Source organism: Limnohabitans sp. YIMB22184 (assembly GCF_048020265.1).
Taxonomy (GTDB): domain Bacteria; phylum Pseudomonadota; class Gammaproteobacteria; order Burkholderiales; family Burkholderiaceae_C; genus Limnohabitans_A.
Genome location: NZ_CP171843.1, coordinates 1,932,381 through 1,954,406, shown reverse-complemented (window position 1 = coordinate 1,954,406; position 22,026 = coordinate 1,932,381). Strand labels below are relative to the sequence as shown.

The window sequence follows — 22,026 nt, the reverse complement described above, 5'->3', positions numbered from 1 at the left end:
CCTCAGAGGTAAATCTTTTGCAGCAGCGACAGCAGTGTCGCTCGCTGCGCAGGCGTGAGGCGTGCGGTTTTTTCGATTTCGAGTTCGGTGGCCGTTTGTTCGGCTTGAACCATCAGCGCCTGGCCTTTGGGTGTGGCGTGCAGACCGACCGCACGCCCGTCGTGCGGGTGCGGCTTGCGCTCGATCAGGCCACGTGACTCCAGCGACTGGATTAGACCCACCAGGTTGGGGGGCAGCAGGTCGAGCGTGGCGCACAACTGACGCGAGGTCACGCCGGGGTTGTGACAGATGATAGACATTACCGAAAAGTCCACGGGCTTGAGACCATAGGGCGCCAGCCGCTCCAGAAACAAGCCGATGATGCTGAGCGCCGCACGCCGTGCGTTGTAGCCCATCAGGGTTTGCAGGTAAGTGCTGTCCACCTTGTCGACGGCCGCCCCCGAGGCGGGACCGGCTTTTTTGGGCCGTACTTTTTTGACAGCCGGCAAGGCGGCCTTGCTCATGCCACCGCCGTGCATTGCTGCACGATGATGAAAGTGCGCATCTGGAATTCGGGCAGTACCCAGCTGCGCAGGGCCTTGGCCGGGGCCAACCAGCGCGCATCAGCGTTCGGAGTGTCGGCATCGACACCGGCTTCGATGCGCAACCAGGCCCAGTCCATCAGCACCAGTGCCACCGCGCGCAAGTAGTCGTCTGCCACACGGAAGGCCAGGGCCGCGTCTTGCGGTGCAGCTTTCAAGATCTGTTCGGTCACGGCGCGCAGGGTCTGGATGCGGGCCTGAGCTGCGGTGCTGGCTTTGGCTGACTTGGGCAAGTCGGCGGCGATGGTGTCGAGCAGGGCGTTCATGCCAGCGCCGCCATCGGCCATCACTTTGCGCACCAAGAGGTCAATAGCCTGGATTTCGTTGGTGCCTTCGTAGATCATGGCCACGCGGGCGTCGCGCACGATTTGCTCGATGCCCCATTCGCGCACATAACCATGACCGCCGAACACCTGCAGACAGTCGCTGCCGCCGTGGAAGGCCTGGTGGGTGAAGACCGATTTCATGACCGGTGTGACCAGCGCGCACCAGCGCTGGGCAGCGGCTTGGGTGTCGGCGTCGGGGCTGTGCTTGATCAGGTCGAGTTCGAGCGCGGTGCGGTAGGCCAGCAAGCGACCGGCATCGACCCAGGCGCGTTGCGTGTCCAGAATGCGGCGCATGGCGGGGTGCTCGGCAATGAAATCCGCTTCTGCGGCCGATTTGGCTTTGCCTGGCGCCCGCATCTGACGGCGTTCTTGGGCGTAGGCATCGGCTTTTTGCCAGGCAGCGTCCAGCAGGCCAATGCCTTGCAGGGCCACGTGCAGGCGGGCGGCGTTCATCATCACGAACATCGCGTTCAGGCCCTTGCCGGGCTCGCCCACGATCGAACACACCGCTTCGTCAAAACGCATCACGCAGGTGGGGCTGCCGTGCAGGCCCATTTTTTCTTCGATGCGGTCGCAATGCACACGGCTGCGTGAGCCGTCTGGGTAAAACTTGGGGACGAGGAACAGCGACAGGCCTTTGGGGCCGGGCGGCGCGTCGGGCAGGCGGGCCAGCACCAGGTGCACGATGTTGTCGGTCAAGTCGTGTTCGCCGCCCGAGATGAAGATTTTGGTGCCGCTCACGGCGTAGTGGCCATCAGCCAAGGGCACGGCCTTGGTGCGGGCCAGACCTAAGTCCGATCCCGCATGCGGTTCGGTCAGGCACATGGTGGCCAGCCATTCTCCGGTGGCGACTTTCTCCAGGTACTGTGCTTTGAGCTCGTCGCTGGCGTGGTGCTTGATGCACTCGTAAGCGCCATGCAACAAGCCAGGTGCCATGGTCCAGCCGTGGTTGGCCGCGCTCAGCATTTCGTACAGCATGGCTTCGAGCACGCTGGGCAGGCCCTGGCCGCCGTCTTCGGCACTGGCCGCCAAGGCGGGCCAGCCCGATTGCCAGAACGCCTGGTAAGAGGCCTTGAAGCCAGGCGGCATGGTGACCGCGCCATCTTTCCATTGCGCACCGATCTCGTCGCCATCCCGGTTGAGCGGGGCGATGACCTCGCCCACGAACTTGCCCGCTTCATCGAGCACCTGTTGCATCAAGTCCGGGTCCACCTCGGCAAAGGCGGGCAGGGCTTGCAGTTGGGCGGGCGCGTTCAGGACGCGTGACAACACGAACTGCATGTCATCGGTGCGGGGTTGGTAGGCGTTCATGGGGCGAATGGTAATGAAAAGAAGTCCGGGCCCTTCACAAGATGGGCCGGACAAGGTTCAAGGAACAGATCAGGAGTCGACGCTGAAGCCGATGCGCTTGATCAGGGGACCCCAGCGCTCGAGTTCAACCTGAGAGCTCTTGAGCTGATCTGCAGGTGTGCCACCAAAGGGAATCAAGCCCACCACGGTCAAGGCGTCCTGCACGCCTTTGTCTTTGAGGGCGGCATTGATCGCTGCGTTGGCGGCTTGCACCACGTTGGCCGGGGTTTTGGCGGGGGCGTAAAAACCAAACCACTCTTCCACGGTCAGTTCAGGGAAGCCTTGCTCGGCAAAGGTGGCCACGTCGGGCACAAAAGGCGAACGGGTTTTGCCCGAGGTGGCGATGATGCGCATCTTGCCGGCTTTGTGGTTGGCGATGAAGTCGCCGTGCGGGGTGAACATGCAGGCGATCTGGCCGCCGACCACATCGGTCACGCCCGGCACCGAGCCGCGGTAAGGCACATGCTTGAACTCGAAGTTCTGGTTCAAGCCCAACAAGGCGCCGATGAAGTGGGGCGTGGAGCCTGCTGCGGGTGAGCCATAGCTGGCTTGTGCCGGGTTGGCTTTGGCCCAGGCGATGAAGTCTTTCACGTTTTTGACGCTGGCGGGCACCATGGGACCGACGGCAAAGCCGTGGTGGATCATGGAGGCGGTGCCCACGGGGGTGAATTCTTCAAAAGGCTTGTATTGCAGGTTTTTGAAGATGTGGGGGTAGAGCGAAATGGCCGAGAACGGGGTCATGGCCAGTACCGAACCGTCGGCGGGTGCGCTCTTGAGTAAGTTCAGCGCAATTTGGCCGCCCGCACCTGGGCGGCTGTCGATGATGCCCGGGTTCTTGCTGTAGGGCGTGCCGCCAAATTTTTCGGCCACGCGTCGGGCACAGATATCACCCGAGCTGCCGGGCGGAAAGCCGTACAGCACTTTGACTTGCTCAATGGGCAAGCCGCTTTGTGCCCAGGCTTGCTGGAAAGCGGTGCTGCCCAGAACGGCTGCGCCGATGGCAGATTGGATGAATTCACGTCGGTTGCTCATGCTTGTCTCCTCTTGGGGGTGGTTAAAAAACGTGGGGGATCGGTTCAGCTGCAGAGTGCTTTGATGTCTTCAGGCACCGGGATGGCTTTGATGCGGTCGGGATCGTCAGGGTGCTTGATGCAGAAGGCGCGTACTTCGGTGCCTTCGCACAGCACGGTGTCGCCACGCATGACCACATGCTTGTGCACGATGACCTTCTCGCGCCACTCCTGCACGCTGGTGTGCACCTGGATGGTTTCGCCATAGGTGGCGGGGCGGATGAATTTCGTGTTGATCTCCAGCAGCGGTGTGCCGATGATGCCGCGCGTCTTGACCAGCTCTCGCCAGGGCGGCACGCCGCATTTGACAAAGAAGTTCAAGGACGAGGCGTCCATCCATTTGGAGAAGTTGGGGAAGAAGACGATGCCTGCGGGGTCGCAGTCACCGAACATCACTTGCACTTCGTAAACAATGGTTTTACTCATGGTGTTCTCTCAGCGTGGGGCCATGCGCAGGGCACCGTCGAGGCGAATGACTTCACCGTTCAAGTGGCCGTTGCTCACGATGTGGCAAGCGAGTTCGGCGAACTCGCTGGGCTTGCCCAAGCGGGAGGGAAAGGGGATGCTGGCGGCCAGTGAAGCTTGCACCGGCTCGGGCAGGGTTTTCATGAGCGGGGTCGCAAACAGGCCCGGGGCGATGGTGCACACGCGGATGCCGTGTTGGGCCAAATCGCGTGCCATGGGCAGCGTCATGCCGACCACGCCGCCTTTGGATGCACTGTAAGCCTGCTGGCCGACCTGACCGTCAAAGGCGGCGACTGAGGCGGTGAACACCATGGCGCCGCGCTCGCCGTCTGTCATCGGGTCGAGCTTGGCGCAAGCGGCGGCAAACAGACGGGCCGCGTTGTAGGTGCCGATCAGGTTGACGTTGACCACTTTGATGAAGTCTTCCAGCGGCGCGGCGTTGCCGTCTTTGCCGACCACGCGCTTGGCCGAGCCGATGCCCGCGATTTGCATCAGGATGCGTGCAGGTCCGTGGGCGGCGGCGGCGGTCTCGATGGCCTGAGCCATGCTGTCCGGATCGGACACGTTGCAGTGCACTGCAACGCCGCCAATTTCGGCTGCTACGCGCTGGGCATTGTCCATGTTGAGGTCGAGCACCGCGACCTTGGCGCCCAGCCGTGCCAGTTCCCGAGCGGTGGCTTCGCCCAAGCCGGAGCCACCGCCGGTGACCAGAGCTGCTTGTCCTTGGATGTTCATGGTGTGTCCTTCAAATGATGGTTGAGACGTTCAGACTGCATCCGGATTCTCGATCAAGAGCGCAATGCCCTGACCACCGCCCACGCAGGCGCTGGAGATGCCATAGCGCAAGCCGCTGCGTTTCAATTCACGCGCCAGCGTGATCGTCAGGCGCACGCCGGTCGCGGCCAGTGGGTGGCCCAGGGCAATCGCGCCGCCGTTGACGTTGAGCTTGGACAAGTCCAGGCCCAGCTCACGGCCCACGGCCAGAGTTTGGGCGCCTTGGGCTTCGTTGATCTCGAAACGGCCAATGTCAGACAGCTTCAGGCCCGTGCGTTCCAGCAGCAAACGGATGGCGGGCGCAGGGCCAATGCCCATGATCTCGGGCGGCACACCCACAGCCGCCGCAGCCACCACGCGGGCCAAGGGGTTTTTACCGTTCGCCTTGGCGTAAGTGCCTGAAGTGACCACGCAAGCGGCAGCGGCATCGACCAGCGCCGAGCTGTTGCCACCGGTTTGCACGCCGCCTTCGTAAACCGACTTGAGCTTGGCCAACACTTCAGGGGGCGAGATGCGGGGGTGGGTGTCGGTGGCCACTTCGGTTACTTTGCCTTGCAGCTTGATGCCACGGGGCTTGTAGCCATCGAGCTCGAATTTTTCGGTGACAACGGGCACGATCTCCCCCGCGTGAAAACCTGCGGCTTGCGCTGCCACCGCTTTGGCGAACGAGTCGGACGCGAATTGGTCGACCTCTTCGCGGGTGATGTTGTACTTTTTGGCTAGGTTCTCGGCGGTCTGGATCATATTGATGCCTGCGGCCGGGTCTTTCAGGGCTTCCCACATGTAGTCCTTGAAGCCCACGGGTGCGCCCAGCTTGAAGCCGGTGCGGTGGTCAAAGGCGGCAATCGGGTTGCGCGTCATGCTCTCGGTGCCGACCACCAGAGCCGCTTCGCACACGCCCGCTTCGATCTGTTCACCCGCTTGGCGGAACAGCTCGAAGCCGGTGCCGCAAATGCGCTGGGTCATGATGGCCGGCACTTCCTGCGGCACACCCGCATAAAGGCCAATGTGACGCGGCAGGAAGAACTGGTCAAAGTCACCCGGGGCCATGTTGCCGGTGATGACCGAGCCGATCTCGGTGGGTGCAATGCCTGCGCGCTTGAGTGCCTCGCGGGCGGCCTTGATGCCGAGGTCGGTGGGCGAGATGTGGCCCAATGCGCCGCAGTAATCGATCATGGGTGTGCGCACACCTTCGTGCATCCACACATCGGCAAACGCGTTGAAAAATCCTTTGGAGCTCATGCTGTTCTCATTTCTGGTTTTAAGCCGTCATGGCGAGGAGGCTTGCCGACGTGGCCATCCATTTCAGGACTGCCGCGCGACGCTCGCAGTGACGATTTGGTTGAATGGGGCTTATGCCGTGGGTTTGACGATGTAGTGCAGGCTATCGGCATGCAATGCCTCCACAGTGTCGGCGCGGTGGGTGAGCACCGAGCGTTGGTTGATCGAGCCTTTGTCGGTGATCTCACCCTTGTCAATGGTGGGCGGCTCGCTCAGCAAACACAGACGGGCAATGCGGTTGGCGCTGCCGGTGGCGGTTTTGGCCAGTTCGTTGACGATTTCTTGAAACTTGGCCAGCACCGGGGCCGAGGCCAACACATCCGACATGGACGCCTCTGCACCCAGGCCGCTGAGCGCCCGCACAGCAGGTGTCGGGAAAATCATGGCACCCACTTCCTTCATGTTCAAACCGGTGAGCACCGCGTCCTGGATGTAAGGGGCACCGGCTGCGATGATCTTGCCGCGCAGTGGGCCCACGCTCACAAAGGTGCCGGTGGCCAGCTTGAAGTCTTCGGCAATGCGGCCGTCAAATTTCAGACCCAGGTGCACATCTGTCTCGTCGATCCACTTGACCGCGTCACCGGTCTTGAAGAAGCCCTCTTCGTCAAACGCGCCGGCGGTTTCTTCCGCATTGCGCCAGTAGCCGGGCGTGATGTTGGGGCCGCGGTAGCGCACTTCGGTCTTGCCGTCGGTATCCACCAATTTCAGCTCCAGCCCGGGGGTGGGCACACCCAGATCGCCCGCGCGCACGTTCGGGTTGGTCACGAAGATGCCGAACGGGCCGGACTCGGTCATCCCGAGGCCGGTGGTCATGACGATGCGCTCGCCGATCTCGCGCTCCTGCGATTCGTAGAGGCTGTCCCACACCGGCTGGGCCAGGGCGGCGCCAGCGTAGAAGAACATCTGCACACGCGACAGCAGGGTCTTGCGCAGCGCGTCGTCGGTTTTCATCGCGTTGGCAATGGCTTCAAAGCCCGTGGGCACGTTGAAGTAGACCGTGGGCGCGATCTCGCGCAGGTTGCGCAGGGTCTCGCCAATCAGCGCAGGCGTCGGCTTGCCGTCGTCGATGTACAGCGTGCCGCCGTGGAAGACGACCATGCCGAAGTTGTGGTTGCCCCCGAAGGTGTGGTTCCAGGGCAGCCAGTCGACCAGCACCAGGTCTTGCTCGGCCAGCACGGGCATGGACTGCGCCATTTGCTGCTGGTTGGCACACCACAGGCGCTGGGTGTTGATGACAGCCTTGGGCAACTTGGTCGAGCCGCTGGTGAACAAAAACTTGACGATGGTGTCAGGCCCGGTGGCGGCCATGGCCGTGTCTACCGCAGGGGTGGTTGGCGTCGCGCACAGGCTGTCGAAGGAGGTCACTTGGCGGCCAGCCACAGTGCCCTCACACATGACCACTTCCATGTCGTCGCTCACCGTCGCCGCAATGGCTTTGGCGTAGCGGGCATCTTGGGCAAACACCAGGCCGGGCGTGACGGTTTTGAGCACATGCTTGAGCTTGTCGTAGTCGACACTCACCAGCGAATAAGGTGGTGATGTGGGCACAAAGGGCACACCGGCCACCATGGCGCCCAGGGCCAGCAGAGCGTGCTCCAGGCTGTTTTCACTCAGGATGACAACGGGGCGCTCGGCGTTCAGGCCGCGGTCGATCAGGCCTTGTGCAATGCAGCGCGCCGTGGCCCAGGCTTGAGCGTAAGTGATGTGCTGCCAGTCACCCAAGGTGCCGTCGGCTTGCTTCATGCGCCGCGCCATGAAGCTGTGCTGGGGCTTGACGCTTGCCCAGTGCTGCAGGCGGTCGGTCAGGCGGTCCGGAAAGGCCTGCAGTTCCTGGTCTGCTTTCAGGTAGTGCGTGCCGGGCACACCATCGCGCAGGCTCACGCGGGTGACACCGAACTTCAGGGGACGGAATTTGGGGCTGCTCATGCGGGTCTCCGTTGTTCTTGTTGTGATGCCGATTCAGCTTTTTTGTACTTTGGCCGCCTTGCCTTCCAGGAAGGCGCGCACGCGAGCTTTGGCCTCGGGCGCAGACTGTGCGATCGACGAGATCAAGGCTTCGGTGAAGAAGCCGTGGTCAGCGGGTTGCTCGGCGATGCGCGGCAGCGCGTGCATCAGGGCAAAGTTGGTCAGGGGCGCGTTGGTGGCAATGCGTGTGGCCAGCTCGATGGCTTTGGTCAAGGCAGTGCCAGTGGGTACCAGGTATTGCGCAAAACCCACGCGCTCGCCGTCTTGCGCGTTGTACACGCGGCCTGTGAGCATCATGTCGGTCATGCGCGCAGCACCAATCAGTTTGGGCACACGGACCGAGCCGCCGCCGCCCACAAAGATGCCGCGCGTGCCTTCGGGCAGGGCATAAAAGGTGCTCTCGTCGGCCACGCGGATGTGACTGGCGCTGGCCAGCTCCAGACCACCGCCGACGACTGCGCCGTGCAATGCGGCGACCACAGGCACGCGGCCTTGTTCGATGGCGTTCAGAGCGACGTGCCAGCTGCGCGAGTGGTGGATGCCTTCACCGGCATCGCGTTCCTTGAGTTCGGACAAATCAAGACCTGCGCAAAAGTGCTCGCCTTCGCCGTGGATCACGGCAGCACCCGCTTCGGCAGGCAGGTTCTGGAACACATCGCGCAAACCTTCGATCAGACCGTCGTTCAGGGCATTGCGCTTGGCCGGGCGGCACAGGCGCACCACAGCAACGGCGCCTTGCATGCTCAGAGCAACGCCTTGTGCGGCTGCGCGGTCAAGAATGGGCTGGTTCAGATGGCTCATGGGTGTGTCCCTCAAAAGACTTGACCCAAAGGCCAAGAAGGTTATTATCGATAACGATATTGTGCGCAGCGGAATGCACTTTCATGCCTGGGGCTTACCCTAGGTTCCGCCCGGAAATGTCACCTTATTACGTGCAGTTGAGGGGTCATGCGACGGCCATGGGCTATTGTGCAGCTGTACGTATTGAGAGACTGGAAACCCATGAAACACCAAGACCTGATCGCGATTGACATCCACACCCACGCCGAAGTGAGTTGCTGGAACCCATTTGACAACTACGGCGAGGAATACGACCGCGCAGCCGATAAGTTCTTTGGCAGCAACCGCCGCCCGACCATCGACGAGACGGTGGCTTATTACCGCGAAAAGAAGATCGGTTTGGTCATGTTCACCGTGGACAGTGAGTCACAGCTGGGCCGCCGTCGCATCCCCAACGAAGAGATCGCCAAGGCCGCACGGGACAACAGCGACATGATGATCGCCTTTGCCAGCATCGACCCGCACAAGGGCAAGATGGGCGCACGCGAAGCCGAGCGCCTGATCCAGGAAGAGGGCATCAAGGGCTTCAAGTTCCACCCCACGGTGCAGGGCTTTTTGCCTTACGACCGCATGGCCTGGCCGATTTACGAGGTGATCAACCACTACAAGCTGCCCGCGATCTTCCACACCGGGCACAGCGGCATCGGCTCGGGCATGCGCTGTGGCGGGGGCCTTCGCCTGCAAAACAGCAACCCGATGTTGCTCGAAGATGTGGCCATCGATTGGCCCGATATTCAGATCGTGATGGCGCACCCGAGCTTCCCGTGGCAGGACGAGGCGCTGAGCCTTGCCACACACAAGCCCAATGTCTGGATCGATTTGTCGGGCTGGAGCCCCAAGTACTTTCCCAAGCAACTCATTCAATACGCCAACACCTTGCTCAAAGACCGTGTGCTGTTTGGCAGCGACTACCCTCTTATCACGCCCGAGCGCTGGATGCAGGACTTTGAAGTGGCGGGCTTCAAGCCAGAGGTGATGCCCGGCATCTTGAAGGGCAATGCGCTGCGCTTGCTGGGCTTGGACAAGGCGGCCTGAGCGCACTCGGATGCTGGGGTCAGCCTTTGTGGCCCCAGGGTGTGAATTTGACGGCAGCCGCTGTCGCTACCCCATACAGCACCATGGCCAGTGCCACGAGTTGGTAGAACTGATCGGATGTGCCTTGGTGCTGGGCCAGCCACAAGCCTGCGCCCGCCACCAAAACCAGCCGCAGCGTGCCTGCCAAGACCGGGCCAATCACTTGCCCTGCGCCTTGTGAGGCAAAGTACAAGGTCAGGCCGATTCCAAAAAATGGAAAAGCCGGGCCTGCGGTCACCAGGTATTGTCGCGCGTGGGCCAGCACCGCCTCGTCTTGGGTGAACAGCCGGGCCCACACATCGGGCGCCAGGGTCACGACACCCCCAATCAGGGCCAGATTGAAAGCGGACACGCCGCCAGCCACCCAGGCCACGCGCCGCGCACGGCTCACATTGCCCGAACCCATGGCCATGCCCACCATGGGCACCGAGGCCACCCCAATGCCAAAAGCGATGGGGATCAACAAGAACTCCAGCCTTTGGCCGATGCCGTAGCCCGCCAAGGCCTCGGTGCCCAGTTGGGCCAGCAGGCCGGTAAAAATCAAAATGGCCAGCACCGATTGCACTGGGGACAAACAGGCGATGGCGCCCACTTTCAAGATGTCGGCAAACATGGCCCCTTGCATCTCAAAGCGTTGGCATGGCAATGTCAGACGGCCCTGGCCAGTGATCAAATACCAAACGAAATAGGCCACGCCCGCTGCAGTCGCGATGATGTGTCCCAAGGCCACCCCCACCATGCCCATGCCAGGCACCGGACCAGCGCCCAAGGCCAGCACGCCGCCCAAAATGATCTGCAACAACGCGGTGGCCACCAGCGCCACGGAGGGCGTGCGCATGTTGCCCGTCCCGCGCAAGACGGACGCCAGCGTGTTGATGAGCCAGACCAGCAGGGCGCCTGCGAACAAAACGCCGGAGTAACGCACGGCTTCTTCGAGCACGGCGCCCCGGCCACCGAGCAGTTCGTACAAGCGGGGGCCGAAAGTCAGAAAAATCGCGCTGTACATCACACCCGCACCCACGCCAATCACCAAGGCATGCAGCAGCAGCGTTTGGGCGCGTGCGGTGTCCGATGCGCCCAATGCGCGGCTGATGGCTGCCGAGACACCGCCGCCCATGGCCCCGGCTGACATCATTTGCGTGAGCATGGCGAAGGGAAACACCAGGGCCATGGCCGCCAGCGGGGCGGTGCCCAGGCGGCCCACGTAGTAAGTCTCGGCCATGCCGACCAGCACCGTCATGACCATGGCCAGCACATTGGGCGCGGCCAGACGCAGCAAGGTGGGCAGGATGGGAGCGGTCAGCAGCGTTTGCAAGTCGTTGTGCGGTCGGGTCATGGCCGCATCTTGGCAGTTTGCGGTCTGGGCGCAGTGACTTAGGCGACAGGTGTCTCGGGTCCGGACCCTGACAGGAGCTCGGCCATGGGCCAGTTCAATAACTCGGCCAGGCGACAGACCACCCAGCGGGCCTCCACAGGCGACACCACGGCAGGTTCGGCGAGCAGGCCCAACTCGCATTGCTGCAGCACCAGCTCCTCGGTGATGCCCAAGGTGAACTGCATGTTGGCGGCTTGCTCGGTCAGCAAATTGGCCAGGTCTTCGCACAAATCGTAACGCGCGGCCATGTCGCGCAGGCCCAGGGTGGGTTTGATTTTTCCGGGGGGAACATAAAGCGCCATGAACGATGGCGGGATGTGGATCTGGAATTCTTCGGTCATGGGTGTCAAGGCAATCAGGGGTGAATTAACGCACAGACCCGGGCTCGGGAACTTTTTTTAATGGAAACCCACGCCGCCTTGTCGGGCCCGGTCGATGACGATGGGCTCGAAGCAGGCGGGGTTGTCCAACATGAAAGGAAATCGATATGCGTATGTCCACCCCACTCTCGGCCCTGACTTTGGCCTTGCTGGCGCTCTGCATAGGGCAAGCCTCAGCACAAAACACGGGCCCCAAAACCCGTGCAGAAGTCCAGGCCGAACTTCGAGAGGCGATCCGCACGGGCAATATGCCTGCCAACGACGAAAGCGGCCGCATGCTCAACGAGGTCAATCCTTCTGCCTACCCGCCTAAAGCGATGGTGCCTTGCAAGACCCGCGAACAAGTCAGAGCCGAGTTGGAAGAAGCCAAACGTACGGGCAACATGATGGCCCCGGGCGAGACAGGGTGTCTGCTCAATGAGCTCAACCCCTCGGCCTACCCGCCCAAAGCGGTCGTGCCTTGCAAGACCCGCGAACAGGTCATCGCCGAGCTGGAAGAGGCCAAGCGCACAGGCAATATGCCTGCCGACAATGAGTCGGGCTGCATGCTCAAAGACATGTACCCAGACCTGTACCCCAAAAAATAACTCCAGGACCGGAGGCGAACAACAAGGTGGTCCTGCTCAGGGCCGCCTTGTTGCGGCGACGTGGTCAGACTTTTTTGACGAAAGCTGTTTTCAGTTGCATCGGGCCAAAGCCCTCGATCTTGCAATCGATGTCGTGGTCACCCTCGATCAAGCGGATGTTCTTGACCTTGGTGCCGACCTTGACCACGGCGGATGAGCCTTTGATCTTCAGGTCTTTGACCAAGGTCACGGTGTCGCCGTCTTGCAGCACGTTGCCGTTGGCGTCTTTCCAGACTTTGGCGGTTTCGCCTGTGGCGACTTCGCTGGGGTTCCACTCATGACTACAACTCGGGCAGATCAAGAGGGTGCCATCTTCGTAGGTGAATTCGTCGTGGCATTGGGGGCAGGGTGGCAAGGTGCTCATGGTGGCGTGTGGCGCAAATCTTCGATTGTCGTCTGCAAACGCCCCGAAATGCGGTGCCCAGATTTGACGTTATGCTTGCAGCGACTGTTCTCCGATCACTTTTTGTACATGGCTGCATCTCCCAAATCGCTCACGGGCCTCGCCCCCTTTCTAAAGCCTTACCGCCTGGCCATGGGCATGGCAGCCTTGTTTTTGTTGTTGGCGGCGGGCACGACCTTGGCTTTTCCCTGGGTCTTGAGGCAGCTGATCGACCAAGGTTTGTCGGCCGGGGCTTCGGCCGAGCAACTGTCTGGCAACTTCTTGCAGCTGTTTGGGGTGGCGGCGGCTTTAGCGGTGTTTTCTTCCGGGCGTTACTACACCGTGAGCTGGCTCGGTGAGCGCATCACCGGCGACCTGCGTAACGCGGTGTACGGCCATGTGCTCAAGCAAAGCCCCGCCTTTTTTGAAACTACCCAATCGGGCGAAGTGCTTTCGCGCCTGACCAACGACACCACACTGGTGCAGACCGTGGTCGGTTCGTCGTTTTCGATGGGCTTGCGCAACCTGGTCATGGGCGCGGGGGCGCTGATCATGCTGGTGTGGACGAACCCGGTGCTCATGCTGCAGGTGGTGGCGGTGTTGGCTGCGGTGATTTTCCCCAGCGTTTACCTGGGGCGGCGTGTGCGCCGCTTGTCACGGGCCAACCAGGACCGGGTTGCCGACTCCAGCGCCATCGCTTCTGAGGTGCTCAACGCCATCAGCGTGGTGCAAAGTTACACCGCCGAGGGCCGCGAAACCCGCCGTTTCATCGACTCGACCGCCCGCGCCTTGGGCACGGCGCTGGGCCGCATCCGGGCGCGCGCGGTTTTGGTCGGTTTCATCATCATGGCCTCCAGCGCTGTGTTGCTGTGGGGCTTGTACATGGGCACGCTGGCTGTGCGCGCGGGCACCAGCACGGCGGGCCAGTTGGGCGAGACGGTGTTTTATGTGATCTTGCTGGCCAGCGCCTTTGCCGTGTTGGGCGAGGTCTATGGTGACTTGCTGCGCGCAGCGGGCGCGACCGAGCGTTTGATGGAATTGCTGCACACCGAGTCCAACCTGAAGATCGCGGCCCAGCCGCAACAAGCGCCTTGGCCGCAAGGCGGCTCTTCCTTGCAGCTGGAATCGGTGCGCTTTCATTACCCCTCGCGCCCCGACACTTGGGCGCTGGACCAGCTCACGGGCCAGATCCACCCCGGACAAACCGTGGCCGTGGTGGGCCCGAGCGGCGCTGGCAAGACCACCTTGTTTGATTTGCTGATGCGCTTTCACGATCCGCAATCGGGCCGCATCGTGCTCGATGGCGTGCCCATCGACCAGATGGACCTGCACGACCTGCGCAACCGCATGGCCATCGTGCCGCAAGAGCCGGTGATTTTTTCAGGCACGGTGATCGAGAACATCCGCTACGGCCGCCCCGACGCCAGTCTGGACGAGGTGCATGCCGCCGCAGAGGCCGCTTACGCGCAAGAGTTCATCCGCGAGCTGCCCGAGGGTTTTGACACGTATTTGGGTGATCGAGGCGTGCGTTTGTCGGGCGGGCAGCGCCAGCGTATCGCCATCGCGCGGGCCATTTTGAAGAACCCACCCCTCTTGCTGCTGGACGAAGCCACCAGCGCACTCGATGCGCAAAGCGAAAAAATGGTCCAGGCTGCGCTGGACAAAGCCATGGTCGGCCGCACCACGCTGGTCATTGCGCACCGCCTGGCCACGGTGCAACGCGCCGATGTGATCTGGGTGCTCGAGCGAGGCCGCCTGATGGAGCAGGGCACCCACGCCGAGCTGCAGGCCAAAGGCGGTTTGTACGCCAGTCTGGCGGCGCTGCAGTTCAACAACCCATCAGGCCACTGAAGCCGGCCTTGTAGGAGCCCACCCCGTGGGCGATGGGCGTGTGACACGCCCCACTATCTCCTCAAAAAACCATCTTGCACAGGCGCATGCCTCACGATTTCGTGACGGTCTCGTCTGTCGCTTGCTCCGCAGTCGCTGCCTGATCCTGCGCTACCTCGGCGGTCTGTTTGGCCGCCTTTTCCTTCGCCCGCTGCTGGCGGGTTTGCTCCTGCGCCTTGCGCACGTCGTGCATTTGCCAAAAGGCAAACACGAACACCAGGCCAAAAATGCCCAACTCCAACCAAATTCCCATGGCTTGACCTTTCGGATGTTAATGTGTCAATAAAGATTGACAGTATTAATTATCAGGCTATATTGACACTCATGCCTGTCAACTTGGGTTGACGGGCCTTCCCTTTCGGAGGTCCCATGAGTCTGTTGACACGCGCCGAACAAGCTTTGAGCTCCCATTTTGAGCAAGCCGCCGGTGTGGGCTCGCCCTCCCGGCTGGTGGCGGCCATGCGGCATGCGGTGTTCTCGGGCGGGGCCCGCATCCGTCCACAGCTGTGCATGGCCGTGGCCACTGCCTGTGGCGACGACGCGCCCCAGTTGACCAACGCCGCCGCTGTGGCCCTGGAGTTGATGCATTGCGCTTCTTTGGTGCACGACGACATGCCCGCCTTTGACAATGCCGACACCCGGCGTGGTCGCCCGACGGTACACAAGGCCTTCAGCGAACCGCTGGCGCTGCTGGCCGGTGACGGCCTGATCGTCATGGCTTACCGCGTGTTGTTGCAAGCCGGTGCGCAGCGGCCCGACCGTCTGATTCAGCTGATGGACAACATGACAACGGGCGTGGGCCTGCCCAACGGCATCGTGGCCGGGCAAGCCTGGGAGTGCGAGACCAGCGCCGATCTGGGTCAATACCAGCGTGCCAAAACCGGTGCCTTGTTCGTTTCGGCCACTTGCGCGGGCGCACTCAGTTGCGGCTACGAGCCTGAGCCATGGGCGCCCCTGGGCAACTACCTGGGCGAGGCCTACCAAGTGGCCGACGACATCCGTGACGTGATCGCCGACGCCGCCACTTTGGGCAAGCCTGTAGGCCAAGATGTTTTGCACGCCCGCCCCAGCTCGGCCCAGGCACTGGGTCTGGACGGGGCCATTGCCCACTTTGACCATCTGATCGCGCAGGCCGCTTCCTCGATCCCGGCCTGCTCGTGCCGCGACATGTTGCGCCAGCTGGTCCAGCTCGAAGCCGAGCGCCTCGTTCCCAAGGCCTTGTGCGAAGGCTACTTCAAGACCCACCCGGCCGTCGCTCCGACCCGCATCCGCGCGCCGCATTGAGCGCTGAGCCCGCAAGACACCAAGGAAGCCGCATGTCCCAACCTTTGGATCTGGCCGCCATGCAGGCCCACACCGCCCCCACTTCTTTCAAGGACGCATGGCAGGCCCGCCTGGAGCGTTGGTACGCGCACCCCGGTCTGTACCGCTGGTCGCTGCGCAATCCGTTCACGCGCTGGCTCACGCGCCGCCGCACCCGCAAGTTGTTTGATCTCATGGCCGGTTTCGTGCACAGCCAGGTGCTGCTCGGCTGTGTGCGGCTGGACCTGTTTCGCGCACTCCACCAAGCACCCGCCAACCTGACGGATTTGTCGCGCCGCACAGGGCTGGCCCCGGCTGTGTTGCAGCGTTTGCTGCTGTCGGCCGTGGCGCTGGGCCTCTTGGAGCACCGCAGCCAAGGCCGTTTTGGCTTGGGGCCGCTGGGCGTGCCGCTGGCGCAACACGAAGGCATTGCCCAGATGATCGAGCACAACCACTTGCTCTACCAGGACATGCAAGACCCGGTGCAGTTCCTGAACAACGCCTGGAGCGGCGGCATGGCCGAGTACTGGCCCTATGCCCACGAAAAACCGGCTGTCCACATGCCGACATCGGAGGTGGACAAGTTCACCCGTTACTCGCAGCTCATGGCCGCCTCGCAAGGCTTTGTGGTGCAGGAGATCCTGTCGTCCTACTTTTTTGACGAACACCGCTGTGTGCTCGATGTGGGTGCGGGCAAGGGCCGCTTTGTCAGCGAGCTGGCCGCGCACGCGCCGCACCTGCAGTTCAAGATGTTCGATCTTCCGCCGGTCCTCGAGCTGGCCCGCGAAGGCCTGAAGGCCAAGGGTTTGACCGAGCGCGTGAGCCTGCATCCCGGCAGCTTTCTGGATGACCCCTTGCCCGAAGGGGCTGACCTGATCACCCTGGTGCGCGTGGCACACGACCACCCCGATGCGGTGGTGCGGCAGATTCTTCAAAAAGCCCATGCCGCTTTGCCGGTCGGCGGCGTCTTGCTGTTGGCCGAGCCCATGGCCCAGCCCGACGAAGAAGCCGGTCAACCCGAAGCCTCGGTCGATGCCTACTTCCATTTTTACCTGCTGGCCATGGGGGCAGGGCGGCTGCGCACGCCACAAGAGCTGCAAACCATGATGCAAGAGGCGGGTTTTACCCATGTGGAGCAGGTGCCCAACGCCATGCCCATCCACGCTCGCATCCTTTTGGGGCGCAAATCTCAGTGTTTACCCTTGGTTTCCGAGAATAGTGTCAATTAACTTTGACATATAGCAATGTAAAGCAAAGAATACAAGCATGAGATCTCAAGCCGTCGTCTTCAACAGCCCCAAGCAACTGAGCTTGCAGGCGCTGGACTTGCCCGAATTGCAGGCTGGTCAGTTGGACGTGGCGGTCGAATACAGCGGCATCAGCACCGGCACCGAACGCATGCTCTGGGACGGCAGCATGCCGCCCTTCCCGGGCATGGGCTACCCGCTGGTGCCCGGTTACGAGACGGTGGGCCGTGTGGTTCGCGCCGCCTCGGACACCGGCGTGCAAGCCGGGCAACGTGTGTTTGTGCCAGGTGCCAATTGCTTCACCGGGGTCAAAAGCTTGTTTGGTGGCGCGGCTTCGCGACTGGTGGTCACTGCGCAAAAAGTCGTGCCCGTGGCCGAACACCTGGGCGCGCAATCGGTGCTGCTGGCGCTGGCCGCCACGGCCTACCACGCGGTCTCGGGCGGTGGTCAGCAAGACCCGTTTGAAGCCCCTGAGCTCATCGTGGGTCACGGCGTCATGGGTCGCTTGTTGGCGCGCCTCACAGTGGCGGCTGGCCTGCCCGCGCCCACCGTGTGGGAAACCCAGGCCGAACGCTCTGCCGGTGCCGAAGGCTACACCGTGGTGCAACCGCAAGACGACCCGCGCCGCGACTACCGCACCATTTATGACGTGAGCGGCGACGGCAGCCTGCTCAATGGCCTGATCCAGCGCCTGCGCCCCGGTGGCGAATTGGTGCTGGCCGGTTTCTACAGACAAGACCTTTCTTTTGCCTACGCCCCGGCCTTCATGCGCGAAGCGCGCATGCGCATCGCCGCCGAGTGGAAGCGCCCCGATCTGTTGGCCGTCAACGAGCTGGTGAACACCGGCCGCTTGTCGCTCGACGGTTTGATCACCCACACCCAGCCATCGACGCATGCTGGTTCTGCCTACGAGACCGCCTTCGGAGATGCGAGCTGTCTCAAGATGATCCTTGATTGGAGTGCTTCCGCATGAATACCTCAACTGACACCGCCACCCCCTCACAGCCCATCAAATTCGTGGAATTGCTGCGCCGTGAGGCCGACGTCGAGCCCGACGCCGTGAGCACCACCGAGGTGACCAAAGAGACACAAATCATTGCCATCTACGGCAAAGGCGGCATTGGCAAAAGCTTCACGCTCGCCAACCTGTCTTACATGATGGCGCAGCAGGGCAAAAAAGTGCTGCTGATCGGTTGCGACCCCAAGAGCGATACCACCAGTTTGCTGTTCGGTGGCAAGGCTTGCCCCACCATCATCGAGACCTCTTCGCGCCTCAAGCTCTCCGGCCAGGCCGTGAGCATTGGTGACGTGTGCTTCAAGCGCGATGGCGTGTTCGCCATGGAATTGGGTGGCCCCGAAGTCGGTCGCGGCTGCGGCGGGCGCGGCATCATCCACGGTTTTGAAACGCTTGAAAAACTCGGTTTCCACGATTGGGGATTTGACTACGTGCTGCTCGACTTTCTGGGCGACGTGGTCTGCGGCGGCTTTGGCCTGCCGATCGCCCGCGACATGTGCCAAAAGGTGATCGTGGTCGCCAGCAACGACTTGCAGTCGCTGTATGTGGCCAACAACGTGTGCTCGGCGGTGGAGTATTTCCGCAAGCTCGGCGGCAACGTGGGCGTGGCCGGCATGGTCATCAACAAAGACGATGGCACGGGCGAAGCCCAGAGCTTTGCAGCCAACGCAGGCATCCCGGTGCTGGCCGCCATCCCGGCCAACGAAGACATCCGCCGCAAGAGTGCCAGCTACGAAATCATCGGCCGGCCTGACGGCGAGTGGGGCCCGCTGTTTGCCGAACTGGCCAAGAACGTGGCCGAAGCCCCTCCGATGCGCCCGAAACCACAGACCCAGGACCAGTTGCTGGGCTTGTTCAGCGCCGATGTGGTGGGTCGCAACGTGGTGCTGGAGCCCGCCACCGTGTTCGACATGGTGGGCAAGCACGAAGACATCAAGCCTTCGCTCGAAGTCGTGTACGACGCCGCCTGAGCAGGACACCCACCATGTCGCGCACCATCCCGATTCACCCCAGCACCGACGCCCCCAACCCCGCAGGGTTGCAAGGCGACGGCATGGGTTGCCACGCCGGCACCGAGGCCATGGTGGCCGCCGCCAAAGAGGCGGGCAAGTCCGAGGTGCTCGACCAATACGCCCGCGATTACCCGCGCCAGCCCGATGCCGGCCCGCACGACCAGCCGCAAAGCATGTGCCCGGCCTTTGGCTCGCTGCGCGTGGGTTTGCGCATGAAGCGCACCGCGACCATCCTGTCGGGCTCGGCTTGCTGTGTGTATGGCCTGACCTTCACCTCGCATTTTTACGGTGCCCGCCGCAGCGTGGGTTATGTGCCCTTCAACTCCGAGTCGCTGGTCACGGGCAAGCTGTTTGAAGACATCCGCGAAGCGGTGCACGCCGAGGCCGATCCGAAGCAGGTCGACACCGTCATCATCATCAACCTGTGCGTGCCCACCGCCAGCGGTGTGCCGCTGCAGTTGTTGCCCAAAGAGATCAACGGCGTGCGCATCATCGGTATCGACGTGCCCGGTTTTGGCGTGCCCACCCATGCCGAGGCCAAAGACGTGTTGGCCGGGGCGATGCTGAAATACGCCCGCGAAGAAATCATGAGCGGCCCGGTGGCCGCCCCCCGCGCCGGTCGCGGTGACAAGCCCACGGTGGCCTTGCTCGGCGAGATGTTCCCGGCCGACCCGGTCATCATTGGCCAGATGCTCGCGCCCATGGGCCTGGCCGCAGGCCCGGTGGTGCCCACCCGCGAGTGGCGAGAGTTGTACGCCGCACTCGACTGCTCGGTGGCCGCCGCCATCCACCCGTTTTACACCGCCAGCGTGCGCGAATTCAAAGCCGCAGGTCGCCCCGTCGTGGGCTCGGCCCCGGTGGGCCTGGAAGGCACACAAGACTGGTTGCAAAACATCGGCCAAGCGGCCGGCATTGCGCAGGCACAGATCGACGTGGCGCGCAACCAGTCCTTGGCCCAAATGCGCGGCCTCTTGATGCAAAAGCCGATCTCGGGCCGCATCACCCTGAGTGGTTACGAGGGCTCCGAGTTGTTGGTGGGCCGCTTGCTCATCGAATGCGGGGCCGATCTGCGCTACGTGGGCTCGGCATGTCCTGCCACCGAATGGAACGCCCAAGACATTGCCTGGCTGCAGGCCAAGGGCGTGCAGGTGCAAATGCGTGCCTCGCTGGAGCAAGACCTGAATGCCATGTACGAATACCGGCCGCAGCTGGCCATCGGCACCACGCCGGTGGTGCAGATCGCCAAGCAAAACAGCGTGCCAGCGCTGTACTTCACCAACCTGATTTCGGCCCGGCCTTTGATGGGTGTGGCTGGCGCTGGGTCCCTGGTGCAGGTGGTGCAAGCGGCCATGGGCAACCAGGCCCGCTTTGACGCCATGAAGGATTTCTTTGGCGATGTGGGTGCAGGCCACGCCGCAGGTGTCTGGGAGTCGGTGCCCAAAGACCGACCCGAGTTCAAGGCCGAAACCCGCCGCCAGATTGAAAAGCTTTTGAAGAAGCGCAAAGCCGAGGAGATGGGTTCATGAACCAGGTCACACCTCCGCCCAGCACTGTGGCTAAACCCAAGTCGCCACTCATCCTCGACCACGACCGCGCGGGCGGTTACTGGGGTGCGGTGTATGTGTTCACCGCCATCAAGGGTTTGCAGGTGGTGATCGACGGCCCTGTGGGCTGCGAAAACCTGCCCGTGACCTCGGTGCTGCATTACACCGATGCCTTGCCGCCGCACGAGCTGCCGATTGTGGTGACAGGCTTGGCCGAAGAGCAGCTCGGCCGTGAAGGCACCGAAGGCGCGATGAAACGCGCCCACGCCACACTCGACCCCGAATTGCCCGCCGTGGTGGTGACAGGCTCCATTGCCGAGATGATCGGCGGCGGCGTCACGCCCGAAGGCACCAACATCGCACGCTTTTTGCCACGCACCATCGACGAAGACCAGTGGCAGTGCGCCAACCGCGCCATGTACTGGCTGTGGAGCGAGTACGGTCTGCGCAAAGTGCCTGCCCGCAAGCCTTTTGAAGACCGTCCTGTGGGTGAAAAGCCCCGCGTCAACATCATTGGCCCTTGCTACGGCACCTTCAACAGCCCGAGCGACCTGGCCGAAATCCGCCGCTTGGTGCAGGGCATCGGTGCCGAGGTCAACATGGTCTTCCCCTTGGGCAGCCACCTGGCCGATGTCTCGCGTTTGGTCGAGGCCGACGTGAACATCTGCATGTACCGCGAGTTTGGCCGCATGCTGTGCGAAGCGCTGGAGCGTCCTTATTTGCAAGCACCCATTGGCCTGCACAGCACCACCCAATTCTTGCGCAAATTGGGCGAGCTGCTGAACCTGGACCCGGAGCCTTTCATCGAGCGCGAAAAGCACACGACGCTCAAGCCCATGTGGGACCTGTGGCGCTCGGTCACACAAGACTTTTTTGCCACCGCCAGCTTTGCCGTGGTGGCGGGCGAGACCTATTCGCGGGGTCTGAAAAACTTCCTTGAAAACGAAATGGGTTTGCCCTGCCGCTTCAGCGTGTCACGTACCGCCGGCAACAAGACCGACAACGCCGCTGTGCGCGAGCTGGTCAAAACGCAAACGCCGCTGATCATGTTCGGCAGCTACAACGAGCGCATGTACCTGAGCGAAATCTCGGGCGGCAGCCCCATGCGCGCCGCTTTCATTCCTGCGTCCTTTCCCGGCGCCATCATCCGCCGCCACACCGGCACGCCCTTCATGGGCTACAGCGGTGCGAGCTATGTGATCCAGGAGGTGTGCAACGCGCTGTTCGATGCGCTGTTCCACATCTTGCCGCTCGGCACCGAGATGGACAAAGTCGAAGCCACCCAGGCGCGTGGTGTGGTCGCTCCCAACGCCAGCTGGCAAGACCAGGCCCAGCAGCGCTTGCGCGATGTGGTGCAAAGCCAGCCGGTGCTGGTGCAGATTTCAGCGGCCAAGCGCTTGCGCGACCAGGCCGAACAACTCTCGCAGTCCCAAGGCCACAGCGAGGTGACCGAAGCCCATGTGAACGCGGCCAGCCGCGAACTGGGTCTGGGGGTGACGGCATGAGCGCACCAGCCTTTCAAACAA

The 22,026-nt window shown here is 62.5% G+C and carries 21 protein-coding genes; 9 read left to right on the top strand and 12 right to left on the bottom strand.

What is annotated here, in order from left to right; genetic code table 11:
* Window positions 1-2 precede the first annotated feature (2 nt).
* The 8 genes from ACHEXL_RS09060 to ACHEXL_RS09025 all read right to left on the bottom strand — a co-directional run bounded on the left by ACHEXL_RS09060 (window position 3) and on the right by ACHEXL_RS09025 (window position 8,553).
* Window positions 3-503 carry a MarR family winged helix-turn-helix transcriptional regulator gene (locus ACHEXL_RS09060; protein ID WP_416558999.1) on the bottom strand — a complete coding sequence of 167 codons (501 nt, stop codon included), beginning with the start codon at window positions 501-503 and terminating at the stop codon, window positions 3-5.
* Window positions 500-2,218 carry an acyl-CoA dehydrogenase family protein gene (locus ACHEXL_RS09055; RefSeq protein WP_416558998.1) on the bottom strand — a complete coding sequence of 573 codons (1,719 nt, stop codon included), beginning with the start codon at window positions 2,216-2,218 and terminating at the stop codon, window positions 500-502. The genes ACHEXL_RS09060 and ACHEXL_RS09055 overlap by 4 nt, the downstream gene beginning before the upstream one ends.
* 69 nt (window positions 2,219-2,287) lie before the next feature.
* Window positions 2,288-3,289: a tripartite tricarboxylate transporter substrate-binding protein gene (locus ACHEXL_RS09050; RefSeq protein ID WP_416558997.1), complete on the bottom strand. Its 1,002-nt coding sequence runs from the start codon at window positions 3,287-3,289 to the stop codon at window positions 2,288-2,290.
* Window positions 3,290-3,333: 44 nt separating this feature from the next.
* A complete protein-coding gene (locus tag ACHEXL_RS09045; RefSeq protein WP_416558996.1) occupies window positions 3,334-3,753 on the bottom strand; it encodes an acyl-CoA thioesterase in 420 nt (139 codons plus the stop codon).
* 9 nt (window positions 3,754-3,762) lie between these two features.
* A complete protein-coding gene (locus ACHEXL_RS09040) occupies window positions 3,763-4,527 on the bottom strand; it encodes an SDR family NAD(P)-dependent oxidoreductase (RefSeq protein ID WP_416558995.1) in 765 nt (254 codons plus the stop codon).
* Between the two features lie 30 nt (window positions 4,528-4,557).
* The gene (locus ACHEXL_RS09035; protein WP_416558994.1) at window positions 4,558-5,808 is read right to left on the bottom strand and encodes a thiolase family protein; all 1,251 of its coding nucleotides are present in this window, start codon (window positions 5,806-5,808) and stop codon (window positions 4,558-4,560) included.
* A 111-nt stretch (window positions 5,809-5,919) separates the two neighbouring features.
* Window positions 5,920-7,773 carry a feruloyl-CoA synthase gene (locus tag ACHEXL_RS09030; protein WP_416558993.1) on the bottom strand — a complete coding sequence of 618 codons (1,854 nt, stop codon included), beginning with the start codon at window positions 7,771-7,773 and terminating at the stop codon, window positions 5,920-5,922.
* 33 nt (window positions 7,774-7,806) lie between these two features.
* Window positions 7,807-8,553 (bottom strand): crotonase/enoyl-CoA hydratase family protein, encoded by a 747-nt coding sequence (locus tag ACHEXL_RS09025; RefSeq protein WP_416561332.1) that lies wholly within the window; start codon window positions 8,551-8,553, stop codon window positions 7,807-7,809.
* A gap of 261 nt (window positions 8,554-8,814) precedes the next feature.
* Here ACHEXL_RS09025 and ACHEXL_RS09020 point away from each other — a divergent pair, with 261 nt between their 5' ends.
* A complete protein-coding gene (locus ACHEXL_RS09020; protein WP_416558992.1) occupies window positions 8,815-9,687 on the top strand; it encodes an amidohydrolase family protein in 873 nt (290 codons plus the stop codon).
* Window positions 9,688-9,706: 19 nt separating this feature from the next.
* Here ACHEXL_RS09020 and ACHEXL_RS09015 read toward each other — a convergent pair whose 3' ends face one another.
* On the bottom strand, window positions 9,707-11,062 hold the full coding sequence (locus tag ACHEXL_RS09015; RefSeq protein WP_416558991.1) for an MATE family efflux transporter: 1,356 nt from the start codon (window positions 11,060-11,062) through the stop codon (window positions 9,707-9,709).
* Between the two features lie 38 nt (window positions 11,063-11,100).
* Complete coding sequence (locus tag ACHEXL_RS09010; protein ID WP_291929436.1) at window positions 11,101-11,442, bottom strand: ATPase with chaperone activity; 342 nt, start codon at window positions 11,440-11,442, stop codon at window positions 11,101-11,103.
* Window positions 11,443-11,594: 152 nt separating this feature from the next.
* Here ACHEXL_RS09010 and ACHEXL_RS09005 point away from each other — a divergent pair, with 152 nt between their 5' ends.
* Window positions 11,595-12,068 carry a DUF4148 domain-containing protein gene (locus tag ACHEXL_RS09005; RefSeq protein WP_416558990.1) on the top strand — a complete coding sequence of 158 codons (474 nt, stop codon included), beginning with the start codon at window positions 11,595-11,597 and terminating at the stop codon, window positions 12,066-12,068.
* Window positions 12,069-12,132: 64 nt separating this feature from the next.
* Here ACHEXL_RS09005 and ACHEXL_RS09000 read toward each other — a convergent pair whose 3' ends face one another.
* Entirely contained in the window at window positions 12,133-12,471 is a 339-nt protein-coding gene (locus tag ACHEXL_RS09000) for a zinc ribbon domain-containing protein YjdM (RefSeq protein WP_416558989.1), read from the bottom strand.
* Window positions 12,472-12,579: 108 nt separating this feature from the next.
* Here ACHEXL_RS09000 and ACHEXL_RS08995 point away from each other — a divergent pair, with 108 nt between their 5' ends.
* Entirely contained in the window at window positions 12,580-14,340 is a 1,761-nt protein-coding gene (locus tag ACHEXL_RS08995; protein WP_416558988.1) for an ABC transporter transmembrane domain-containing protein, read from the top strand.
* Between the two features lie 91 nt (window positions 14,341-14,431).
* Here ACHEXL_RS08995 and ACHEXL_RS08990 read toward each other — a convergent pair whose 3' ends face one another.
* Entirely contained in the window at window positions 14,432-14,632 is a 201-nt protein-coding gene (locus tag ACHEXL_RS08990) for a hypothetical protein (protein ID WP_416558987.1), read from the bottom strand.
* 116 nt (window positions 14,633-14,748) lie between these two features.
* Between ACHEXL_RS08990 and ACHEXL_RS08985 the strand changes: the two genes are divergently transcribed.
* Genes ACHEXL_RS08985 through bchZ form a run of 6 tightly spaced genes read left to right on the top strand, consistent with a single transcriptional unit; the run spans window position 14,749 to window position 22,005 of the window.
* The gene (locus ACHEXL_RS08985; RefSeq protein WP_416558986.1) at window positions 14,749-15,663 is read left to right on the top strand and encodes a polyprenyl synthetase family protein; all 915 of its coding nucleotides are present in this window, start codon (window positions 14,749-14,751) and stop codon (window positions 15,661-15,663) included.
* Between the two features lie 32 nt (window positions 15,664-15,695).
* Window positions 15,696-16,910 carry a methyltransferase gene (locus ACHEXL_RS08980; RefSeq protein ID WP_416558985.1) on the top strand — a complete coding sequence of 405 codons (1,215 nt, stop codon included), beginning with the start codon at window positions 15,696-15,698 and terminating at the stop codon, window positions 16,908-16,910.
* Window positions 16,911-16,947: 37 nt separating this feature from the next.
* Window positions 16,948-17,901 carry a chlorophyll synthesis pathway protein BchC gene (bchC, locus tag ACHEXL_RS08975; RefSeq protein ID WP_291929442.1) on the top strand — a complete coding sequence of 318 codons (954 nt, stop codon included), beginning with the start codon at window positions 16,948-16,950 and terminating at the stop codon, window positions 17,899-17,901.
* Complete coding sequence (locus ACHEXL_RS08970) at window positions 17,898-18,914, top strand: chlorophyllide a reductase iron protein subunit X (RefSeq protein ID WP_416558984.1); 1,017 nt, start codon at window positions 17,898-17,900, stop codon at window positions 18,912-18,914. The genes bchC and ACHEXL_RS08970 overlap by 4 nt, the downstream gene beginning before the upstream one ends.
* A 14-nt stretch (window positions 18,915-18,928) precedes the next feature.
* Entirely contained in the window at window positions 18,929-20,482 is a 1,554-nt protein-coding gene (bchY, locus tag ACHEXL_RS08965) for a chlorophyllide a reductase subunit Y (RefSeq protein ID WP_416558983.1), read from the top strand.
* Window positions 20,479-22,005: a chlorophyllide a reductase subunit Z gene (gene bchZ / locus ACHEXL_RS08960; RefSeq protein WP_416558982.1), complete on the top strand. Its 1,527-nt coding sequence runs from the start codon at window positions 20,479-20,481 to the stop codon at window positions 22,003-22,005. Before bchY ends, bchZ begins: the two co-directional genes overlap by 4 nt.
* Window positions 22,006-22,026 lie beyond the last annotated feature (21 nt).

Bases quoted from the DNA above. Each gene is read 5' to 3' on its own strand.
- ACHEXL_RS09060 (WP_416558999.1), bottom strand. From the start codon at position 503: ATGAGCAAGGCCGCCTTGCCGGCTGTCAAAAAAGTACGGCCCAAAAAA.
- ACHEXL_RS09055 (WP_416558998.1), bottom strand. From the start codon at position 2,218: ATGAACGCCTACCAACCCCGCACCGATGACATGCAGTTCGTGTTGTCA.
- ACHEXL_RS09050 (WP_416558997.1), bottom strand. From the start codon at position 3,289: ATGAGCAACCGACGTGAATTCATCCAATCTGCCATCGGCGCAGCCGTT.
- ACHEXL_RS09045 (WP_416558996.1), bottom strand. From the start codon at position 3,753: ATGAGTAAAACCATTGTTTACGAAGTGCAAGTGATGTTCGGTGACTGC.
- ACHEXL_RS09040 (WP_416558995.1), bottom strand. From the start codon at position 4,527: ATGAACATCCAAGGACAAGCAGCTCTGGTCACCGGCGGTGGCTCCGGC.
- ACHEXL_RS09035 (WP_416558994.1), bottom strand. From the start codon at position 5,808: ATGAGCTCCAAAGGATTTTTCAACGCGTTTGCCGATGTGTGGATGCAC.
- ACHEXL_RS09030 (WP_416558993.1), bottom strand. From the start codon at position 7,773: ATGAGCAGCCCCAAATTCCGTCCCCTGAAGTTCGGTGTCACCCGCGTG.
- ACHEXL_RS09025 (WP_416561332.1), bottom strand. From the start codon at position 8,553: ATGCAAGGCGCCGTTGCTGTGGTGCGCCTGTGCCGCCCGGCCAAGCGC.
- ACHEXL_RS09020 (WP_416558992.1), top strand. From the start codon at position 8,815: ATGAAACACCAAGACCTGATCGCGATTGACATCCACACCCACGCCGAA.
- ACHEXL_RS09015 (WP_416558991.1), bottom strand. From the start codon at position 11,062: ATGACCCGACCGCACAACGACTTGCAAACGCTGCTGACCGCTCCCATC.
- ACHEXL_RS09010 (WP_291929436.1), bottom strand. From the start codon at position 11,442: ATGACCGAAGAATTCCAGATCCACATCCCGCCATCGTTCATGGCGCTT.
- ACHEXL_RS09005 (WP_416558990.1), top strand. From the start codon at position 11,595: ATGTCCACCCCACTCTCGGCCCTGACTTTGGCCTTGCTGGCGCTCTGC.
- ACHEXL_RS09000 (WP_416558989.1), bottom strand. From the start codon at position 12,471: ATGAGCACCTTGCCACCCTGCCCCCAATGCCACGACGAATTCACCTAC.
- ACHEXL_RS08995 (WP_416558988.1), top strand. From the start codon at position 12,580: ATGGCTGCATCTCCCAAATCGCTCACGGGCCTCGCCCCCTTTCTAAAG.
- ACHEXL_RS08990 (WP_416558987.1), bottom strand. From the start codon at position 14,632: ATGGGAATTTGGTTGGAGTTGGGCATTTTTGGCCTGGTGTTCGTGTTT.
- ACHEXL_RS08985 (WP_416558986.1), top strand. From the start codon at position 14,749: ATGAGTCTGTTGACACGCGCCGAACAAGCTTTGAGCTCCCATTTTGAG.
- ACHEXL_RS08980 (WP_416558985.1), top strand. From the start codon at position 15,696: ATGTCCCAACCTTTGGATCTGGCCGCCATGCAGGCCCACACCGCCCCC.
- bchC (WP_291929442.1), top strand. From the start codon at position 16,948: ATGAGATCTCAAGCCGTCGTCTTCAACAGCCCCAAGCAACTGAGCTTG.
- ACHEXL_RS08970 (WP_416558984.1), top strand. From the start codon at position 17,898: ATGAATACCTCAACTGACACCGCCACCCCCTCACAGCCCATCAAATTC.
- bchY (WP_416558983.1), top strand. From the start codon at position 18,929: ATGTCGCGCACCATCCCGATTCACCCCAGCACCGACGCCCCCAACCCC.
- bchZ (WP_416558982.1), top strand. From the start codon at position 20,479: ATGAACCAGGTCACACCTCCGCCCAGCACTGTGGCTAAACCCAAGTCG.